At 38.4% G+C, this 4,478-nt stretch carries 6 protein-coding genes; 1 reads left to right on the top strand and 5 read right to left on the bottom strand.

Features of this window, described 5'->3' with window-relative positions:
• Positions 1-162: 162 nt before the first annotated feature.
• Positions 163-558, bottom strand: a complete 396-nt coding sequence (gene rpsI, locus EKM61_RS11455; RefSeq protein ID WP_068222939.1) for a 30S ribosomal protein S9 — start codon at positions 556-558, stop codon at positions 163-165.
• 14 nt (positions 559-572) lie between these two features.
• The gene (rplM, locus tag EKM61_RS11450; RefSeq protein WP_068222934.1) at positions 573-1,016 is read right to left on the bottom strand and encodes a 50S ribosomal protein L13; all 444 of its coding nucleotides are present in this window, start codon (positions 1,014-1,016) and stop codon (positions 573-575) included.
• Between the two features lie 340 nt (positions 1,017-1,356).
• Between rplM and EKM61_RS11445 the strand changes: the two genes are divergently transcribed.
• Complete coding sequence (locus EKM61_RS11445; RefSeq protein WP_068222931.1) at positions 1,357-2,097, top strand: DUF3862 domain-containing protein; 741 nt, start codon at positions 1,357-1,359, stop codon at positions 2,095-2,097.
• A 125-nt stretch (positions 2,098-2,222) separates the two neighbouring features.
• On the opposite strand, the gene EKM61_RS11440 is transcribed toward EKM61_RS11445, so the two are convergent.
• Genes EKM61_RS11440 through EKM61_RS11430 form a run of 3 tightly spaced genes read right to left on the bottom strand, consistent with a single transcriptional unit; the run spans position 2,223 to position 4,395 of the window.
• Positions 2,223-2,993, bottom strand: coding sequence for a tyrosine-protein phosphatase (locus tag EKM61_RS11440; protein ID WP_178378352.1), 771 nt, complete (start codon positions 2,991-2,993; stop codon positions 2,223-2,225).
• Positions 2,990-3,736, bottom strand: coding sequence for a CpsD/CapB family tyrosine-protein kinase (locus EKM61_RS11435; RefSeq protein WP_068222928.1), 747 nt, complete (start codon positions 3,734-3,736; stop codon positions 2,990-2,992). Before EKM61_RS11435 ends, EKM61_RS11440 begins: the two co-directional genes overlap by 4 nt.
• Before the next feature lie 8 nt (positions 3,737-3,744).
• On the bottom strand, positions 3,745-4,395 hold the full coding sequence (locus EKM61_RS11430; protein WP_068222924.1) for a YveK family protein: 651 nt from the start codon (positions 4,393-4,395) through the stop codon (positions 3,745-3,747).
• Between the last annotated feature and the right edge of the window lie 83 nt (positions 4,396-4,478).

Below are 4,478 nucleotides of genomic sequence, written 5' to 3'. Positions count from 1 at the left end.
TGAGTAAACAAAAAGCACATTCACCGAAGTGAATGTGCCGTTCAAAATCTCCACCAATACGATTTGACAGAGACCCATAAAATGGTAACTTTCTACTGTAAACAAAAAAACACCCACCAAATAAATTGATGAATGCTTTTAAAACGTTGATCTGATAAAATATTAACGTTTTGAGAACTGTGAAGCTTTACGAGCTTTCTTCAAGCCTGGCTTCTTACGTTCTTTCATACGTGGGTCACGAGTTAAGAGACCTGCACGTTTTAAAGGACCACGGAAGTCAGGGTCAACATTAAGAAGTGCACGGGCAATACCATGCCGAATTGCACCAGCTTGACCAGAAAAACCGCCGCCATTTACGTTAACGTAAACATCATAGCTATCATTTGTTTCAGTTATGCCAAATGGTTGAATCATATCTTGGCGTACATTTGCAAATGGAATATAATCTGTTTGGTCTTTACCGTTGATTGTAATTTTGCCAGTACCAGGGACTAAGCGTACACGCGCTACAGAATCTTTACGCCGACCAGTACCAATATATTGAACTGTTTCTGCCAATTAATTTCCCTCCCTTAAATTAACTTTGAAATATCCAAAGCTTTTGGTTGTTGTGCAGCATTTTTATGCTCAGGACCTGCGTAAACGTGCAATTTCAAGAATTGCGTACGACCCAATGTGTTCTTTGGTAACATCCCTTTAATTGAGATTTCCAATAAACGAGTTGGGTTTGTTTCGCGCAAATGACCAGCAGTAACCTGCTTCAAACCACCTGGATGAAGGGTATGATGATAATAAATCTTTCGGTCTGCTTTTCGACCAGTCAAGCGAATTTTTTCTGCGTTTACAATGATGACATTGTCACCTGTATCAACGTTAGTTGTGAATGTGGGTTTGTTTTTACCGCGAAGGATAGAAGCCACAGCTGCTGAAAGTCGACCTAACGGAATATCCGTAGCATCGACAACGTACCAGTTATGTTCTACTTCGCTGGGTTTTGCTAAATAAGTTGATCGCACGTGTATTTCCTCCATTTTTCTGTGTCTGTTTGAACACCTAATAAGTTTCCGGGGCTTATTGTGGGGCAAACAATACCAGCTATAATCATAACTATTTTCTTTAAGAATGTCAATTCTAAAATGGATAAAATTTGTTAGTAACCTTCAACTTAAAATAGTAAAAATGAAAATCTACCAATATTTTTGTGAAAAGTGCATAAAAGCCTTTCGCTGCTCGCAATTCTTGTTTAAAATAGATAGTGTTAAGGGAGTGGAACAAAAGTCGGTTTTGGGTTCACGTTCTAGCGTAATTACTCAGTCTTCACCTCAAATACATAAATGATTAAAGGAGTTAAGTAACATGGCAGATCATACGAAACATACGAACCACATTACACATCATCGGCCACACCGCCCATTTTACAAACACAGATGGTTCCGACGTTTACTAGCAATTATCATTGTCATTATTATTTTAGTTATTATTGGTCTTGGTGCTATCTGGAAAAAGAATGCACTTGCTGAGCAACTGCACAATAGTAAGGTTCGTTTTGAGCAGACTACTACCAACACCTCCACAACTAATAAGCAGTCGGCACAGACAACGCCGCTAACCTACACGGCAATTGGTAAGATTAAGCTTGGTGACTTAACTAAGAACGCTGTGAACGGCACTAGCTACCAAACGCTTACGCAGCAATTCGGCCAACCGAATAAAACTAAATCGGCTACTGTTCAAGGAGTTAAGACCAAGGAAGTCACTTGGACAAATGTCACTGGTAGTACCAGTAAGGCAAAAGTAAAGTTTAATTTAGTTAAAAATCACGTTTATAGTAAGGATTTAACTAATTACCAAGCCAAATCACGCGCAAAAAGTATTACTGTGGCTGATTACGATACTTTAACGGCTCAAGCAACCACTTATAAAGATACAATTGCAACTTATGGTAAGCCTGATAGCTACCTAGAGCAGCGTATCTCTGGAAGCCATTTACTAGTCGCCAAATACTTTAGTGGCCTCCAAGGCTCAAGCAATGCAAGTATTAGGTTAGTATTCCAAGATGGTGTCTTGGACAACAAGTCACAAACTGGGATGGAATAATTTATAGTAACAAAAATAGCGCTCAAAGGTTAATTAGCCTTTGAGCGCTATTTGATTAGAAATATTTAAAAAAATAAACTTAATTCCGAGATACTCATAAAACTAATTCAAGACCATTAGCTTACTTAAAAAAGCCAAAAACGTTTTTTCTTTTTAGCAACTTGGGTAAAGCCAGTTGGCACAATTAGATCACCATTTATAATAGCCTTAGCATTGTTTTGGAACGTATCAACGAGTTCTTGCCCATTTTCCTTACGAAGCTTGTCAAAGGCACGCTTCATTCTAAAATTGCGTCCTTTTAGGTTATGCGCATCGGAAGCAAAAACAAAGCCCAGACCCGCATCAATAATCTGCTGCATGAACTTCATGATTTCATCCCCAAACACACCAAGATAGCTACTGGCAGTCAGCTGCGTTAAGCAGCCACTAGCAACTAAATCATACAAAATTGTTGGATCAGCCTGAATACCTTGGTTTCGTTCAGGATGCACAATAACTGGAATAATATTCCTTGCTTGTAAATCAAAAATCATCCGTTGCGCGTATGCGGGAACCTCTTGGTGGGGAAATTCTAACATTAGGTACCGATTGCCAGTATCTGCGAAAAGAATGTCATCCTGATCCAAGGCGGCCAAGAGATCTCCGGTTAAGTGAACCTCTTGTCCAGGAAAGACTTTTAACGGGATTTTTGCTTGATCAATTGCTTGTTGAAATTGAACCGTATGTTTAATGACTTTTTGCTTGTGGTTAGTGTAGTCGCTATCCATATGGTGCGGTGTTACTAAAATATGTGTAATCCCGTTTTCAACGGCAACTTGGGCCATAGCCAAGGATTGGGCCATCGTTTTTGAACCATCATCAACACCTGGTAAGATATGACAATGTAAATCGATCATTTCTTATCATCTGTTCCGTAATAGCCACCATAATAACCACCATAGTAGCCACCGGAATTCTGCGGTGTCACTCGATTCATAACCGTCCCTAAGATTCTTGCGTGAACTTTATCTAATAACTCTTTTGCTTTTAAAATTGCAGCCTTTTCAACTATTCCTTGTGGCGTCACCAAAATTGTACCATCAACCTTACTGGCAAGAATCTGAGTATCAGTGACAGAAATTACTGGCGGTACGTCAAACAGTACTAAATCAAAATGTTCTTTTAAAGCCTCAATTAAATGATTCATCCGTTCAGTTGCTAAGAGTTCAGCCGGATTAGGCGGAATTGGTCCACTTGGTAACACGTACAAATGATCAATTGCGGTTTCAGTAATTGCCTGATCCAGATTTAACTTTGGATTAGTTAACAGGGTAGTTAAACCTTGTGAATTACTGACCTGGAACGTCTGGTGAACTGTCGGCCTTCTCAGATCGGCATCAACTAATAATACGTTTTTGCCTTGCCCGGCCCACGTAACTGCTAAATTACTACTAACAGTTGATTTACCTTCTGATGGTCCTGCTGATGTTACTAAAAGGGTTTCTAACTTACGGTCGATCATTGAAAATTGAATATTTGTTCTGATCGTTTTAAATTGTTCCGCAATTGTTGAAGTTGGGTTTGATAATGTATAAAGGTCAACACCATACTTCATACTCTTATCTTCTAATTTTTTCTCTTTACGTCGAAATAATGCCATAATTTTTATTAGACCCTTCTCTCGTTAACGGTTCGCCTATTTTCCACTTTACTAGAACGTTTATTGACTACGTTATTATTTTTCTTTGTCAAATCTGATTCTGGTATGCTATTAATAATTCCCATATTAGTCAGGCCAACAGTATCACTTAAGAATTCCTCATCCTTAACCGTTGTATCAGTAAACTCACGTAAGAAAGCAATCCCAATACCTAATAATAATCCGAGAACGACCCCGATTAATAAATTGAGTTTTAATTTAGGCGAAACGGCAGTCGTATCCGGTCTAGCCTTAGAAATGATTGAAACGTTATCAACATTCATCATTTTACTGATTTTTTGCTTAAAAACACTGGCCGTCGTATTGGCAATATTAGTTGCCATATACGGATCGGAATCCTTCACGGCAATTGCAAATACCTGTGAGTTCTGTTGACTAGAAATACTAATCTCGTTAGTTAGCAGATTAACGTCACCTTTAAAATTACTGGTCTTATGTAGTTGTGAACTAACATCACCTAAAATACTAGGGCTAACAATAATGTCTTTATATGTATTAATCATCTGGACATCCGTTTGAACCTGTTGGGCCTGTAATGCCTCGGATGTCTGTTTACGATTAACCAAAATTTGTGTTGAAGCACTATACTTAGGCGTCAAAAAAAAGGGTCTACACTTTCTGGTATTGGTGAATAACTAATACCGGTTTTTTGTCTGTTTTGAAAATCAGAAAAATAAAAAAG

Origin of the sequence: Loigolactobacillus backii (assembly GCF_003946275.1) — a bacterium.
GTDB lineage: Bacteria > Bacillota > Bacilli > Lactobacillales > Lactobacillaceae > Loigolactobacillus > Loigolactobacillus backii.
The sequence above is the reverse complement of the archived record's forward strand: the minus strand, read 5'-3'. Positions and strand labels throughout refer to the sequence as shown.